Source organism: Proteus myxofaciens ATCC 19692, from assembly GCF_001654855.1.
GTDB classification, from domain to species: domain Bacteria; phylum Pseudomonadota; class Gammaproteobacteria; order Enterobacterales; family Enterobacteriaceae; genus Proteus; species Proteus myxofaciens.
On the sequence record NZ_LXEN01000072.1, the window covers coordinates 1 to 3641 of the forward strand.

At 34.1% G+C, this 3641-nt stretch carries 4 protein-coding genes; 2 read left to right on the forward strand and 2 right to left on the reverse strand.

Annotated features, from left to right (window positions below; genetic code table 11):
* The first annotated feature begins 232 nt into the window (after nt 1-232).
* Both M983_RS07775 and M983_RS17035 read left to right on the forward strand, forming a co-directional pair.
* Nucleotides 233-784 (forward strand): Ail/Lom family outer membrane beta-barrel protein, encoded by a 552-nt coding sequence (locus M983_RS07775; RefSeq protein WP_066749514.1) that lies wholly within the window; start codon nt 233-235, stop codon nt 782-784.
* A 61-nt stretch (nt 785-845) separates the two neighbouring features.
* Nucleotides 846-1352, forward strand: coding sequence for an outer membrane beta-barrel protein (locus M983_RS17035; protein WP_074388154.1), 507 nt, complete (start codon nt 846-848; stop codon nt 1350-1352).
* 100 nt (nt 1353-1452) lie between these two features.
* Here M983_RS17035 and chbG read toward each other — a convergent pair whose 3' ends face one another.
* Entirely contained in the window at nt 1453-2214 is a 762-nt protein-coding gene (gene chbG / locus M983_RS07785; protein WP_066749516.1) for a chitin disaccharide deacetylase, read from the reverse strand.
* Between the two features lie 36 nt (nt 2215-2250).
* The gene (locus M983_RS07790; RefSeq protein ID WP_066749517.1) at nt 2251-3606 is read right to left on the reverse strand and encodes a 6-phospho-beta-glucosidase; all 1356 of its coding nucleotides are present in this window, start codon (nt 3604-3606) and stop codon (nt 2251-2253) included.
* Nucleotides 3607-3641: the final 35 nt, after the last annotated feature.

The window sequence follows — 3641 nt, forward strand, 5'->3', positions numbered from 1 at the left end:
ATATTGCTGAAATTGTGTTTTTTATTATATTATTTAAATAAAAACATTATTTTAAATAATGCATATTAAATATAAATAATAATTTAACTTATTTTAAAGAAATAAATAATCTATTTTATTCCATATCAAAAAAAAACCTTTTTTTATTTAATTATCATTTTTTTATTCCATTTAAAATAATCTCATTACTATAATCTCTCGGTTTTAATCACTTAATTATGGAATGTTAATAATGAATAAAAAACAACTATCAGCAATATTTATTGCTAATTTACTCGCGTTTTCTTCTGTTCACGCTGAAGATAAAATAACACTAGGAAAAACTACAATTTCAGCAGGTTATGCTCAAATTAAAATGGCAGGCCAAGTCCCAATGCACGGTGGCGTTTTCTCTATTCGCCAAGAGCTTAATTCTCAATTTGGTATTTTAGCAACAACAACCTATGCACAGAATAAATATGATTTAGATAAACCTATTAATTCTTTTTTTAAAGATGTCAATACGCGTTATTATTCTGTTATGGCGGGCCCAACTATTCGTTTAAATGAATTTATTAGTGTCTATGGCACTGCCGGCATGAGCCAAATTCAGTTTAAAACTGATGGTCCAAATGTGAAAAAATTCAAGAAAAACACATTTAGTTGGGGAGCGGGATTAATTATCAATCCTGCACAGATGCTATCTGTTTCTCTTGGATATGAAAATAGCCGTTATAAATTTAAAGATCCCGATAATCGTATCGTTTTAGATGGATTCATTGCGAATATTGGTTATCATTTTTAATTAAAAAAAGGCATATATTATTTCGATAGTATGTGCCTTATTTCAATAAAAGCTCATGCTTATGCCAATTAAATATTTTATTTTTCTTTCTTCCTCGTTATTGTTCTCTTCGCCACTTTTTTCTAAAGACGATGATAGATTGCTTTCTTTAGGTTATGCATCTGTTCACGTCAAAGGCTCTCCGGCATTAAACGGGATCAACGCTAGAATACAGTCAAACACCAACAGTAAAAATTTCGCATTGCAAATTTCTACCATCATTGCACAAAAGTCATTTTCCAATCACCAACGATTGCGGTATGCCTCCGTTTCTATGGGGCCTGTTTATGCAATAACGCCTTATTTCGATCTCTATGCCAGCCTTGGAGTTAGCTATATCAGTTTTAGAGTTGTGACACCAACTCAAATAGATAACTCATCTAAATCGCCTAGCTGGGGGACAGGTGCAACCTTTACCCTAGGAAAAAATATTGCTCTCACCTTTGGATATGAAGGAGGCTATTATAAAATCGACGGGAAAAGTCTTCCGAGCTATGCCTTTATTGGCAATATCGGCTATCGATTTTAGTTTATATGGGTATCAAAATAAAAAACCTCTGTTGTGGTAACAAACAGAGGTAAATTAGTACAAAAGACTCACACCAGGGAAATAACACCAATATAAATAACTAAGTTAAGTCTTGATAAGTACCTAACCGATAGCTTTTTTCAATAATTGCTTGTTTTAAAGATGGCTCTGTTAATACCTCTAGCTCTGTTAAGCGTTGAAAACAATAACCGCTTGAACGTAGTGAATTATCAATAAAAGCTGGGTGCGTCATGATTTCCAATGAATTCTCATTGCGTGCTTTCGATTCATCTAATGCTTTTAAAAATAATGCCTGCGTAATTTCATCACCATAAAATTGACTATCAAAACCATCACTACTGATTACACCTGTTGTATTCATTCCTTCTTTTTGTGCAATCTGTCTATCCACTCTTATTGGTAACGATTTTTCTTTCGCAAATGTTGCCACAATAGGAAAAACTTGCTTAAACATATGCACATGATGATGACTATCAATATGGTCTGGTTGACAACCAAAAATATCAATAAAACGCTGATACTGTGATTTTAGCTCAGTGTGAATTTCATCAATAGGTAATGAATTCTCTTCTGCCATTTGCCATACCCATTTACCAAGTACACCATCACGTGTTAGAGAAGGCATAGGAGACAAGGGTTTACCCATGGTTAATGTAAAATGCAGTCCAACACCTAAACCCGGTAATTCACGACGTAATTGTGCAGCATGCTCAATGCCTTCTGCATTAACTAACGCTGTTGTTGAACTCACAACACCATAGCGAAAACTTTCTGCAATCCCGTAGTTTTTACCTTTACTTAATCCAAAATCATCGGCATTCACAATTAATAAACGTGACATTTTGTCTCCTTTTTATTATGTAACCTCACATCCTTATTAATGAGAGGTTTTTTCTAACTCAGCAATGGCTTTAGCAAAATTAGGCAAATGAGCCTTATGCGCTAATAACATTTCACGAGTCAGAATTTCTGCATCTTTATCTGAAAGTACTAATGGCGTTAAATTCATTGCCAATAATGCATCATTTAATTCACCACTAATGGCAGCTTGGCTAGCTGCAATTTCAAACCCTTTAATGGTATGAATTAAACCCATTACTTTTTCATCAAAATGTGTCACCCGTGGATGCGGTTTAGCGCCATCACGACCTAAAATTGCTGTAACTTCAATTGCCCAATCAGCAGGAATATTATCAATATGACCATGGTGAGGAATATTTACATAATGCTCAGCTTGTTTATCATTATAGATAGCATTAATGACTTCACAGGCAGCATCAGAATAATAAGCCCCCCCTCTGAGTTCTAATTCTTTAGGTTTGATATTTAAATGAGGGTCTTTATAAAGAGAGAAAAGTTGTTTTTCGACTTTTTGTACTACCTTGGCACGCGCTCCCCCTTTATAATATTCACCCATTTCAATCGCTAACATCTCTTTTTGTTTAAAATAATAAAGGAGATAAGAGCAAGGAAGCAGATTAAGAGAACGAATTAATCCTTCACTAAAAGGTAAATCAAAAATATTTTTAACAGAGCCTGCTGTTAACGTACCAGAAGCTACACCATCTAATAACTCAGCAAAACGAGATTGACCGTTTACAATCACATCTTTAATAAACACCATGTGATTTAAACCAAATAGATCGATAGAAAGCTCATCTTTTTCCGTTAAATTAAGAACATCGGTAATAAACATTTTCATGCCAATAGGAATATTACACACACCAATAAACTTCTTAAAATGAGTATGACGATATACTGCCTCTGTCACCATTCCTGCTGGATTCGTAAAGTTAATAATCCATGCTTCAGGGCATATTTCTTCTACATCTTTAATAATATCAAAAATAATAGGAATAGTGCGTAATCCTTTAAATAAGCCACCAGCACCATTCGTTTCTTGTCCTAAATAGCCATGGCTTAATGGAATGGATTCATCTAATTCCCTCGCTTTTAATTGGCCAACTCGTAATTGAGTTGTGACAAAATCAGCGTCTTTTAACGCTTCACGTCTATCTAGTGTTTTATAAATCGTTAATGGAATGTTCGCTTTTTTTACCATGCGTTGGCAGAGATCAAAAATAATATCGAGCTTCTCTTTCCCTTCTTCAATATCCACTAGCCATAATTCCGTAATCGGCAATTCATGATAGCGTTTAATAAAGCCTTCTAATAATTCAGGTGTATAGCTACTCCCACCACCAATGGTAACAATCTTTAATTTATGACTCATACAATACTCCCATACAGCGCTATTTTGCTGTTATC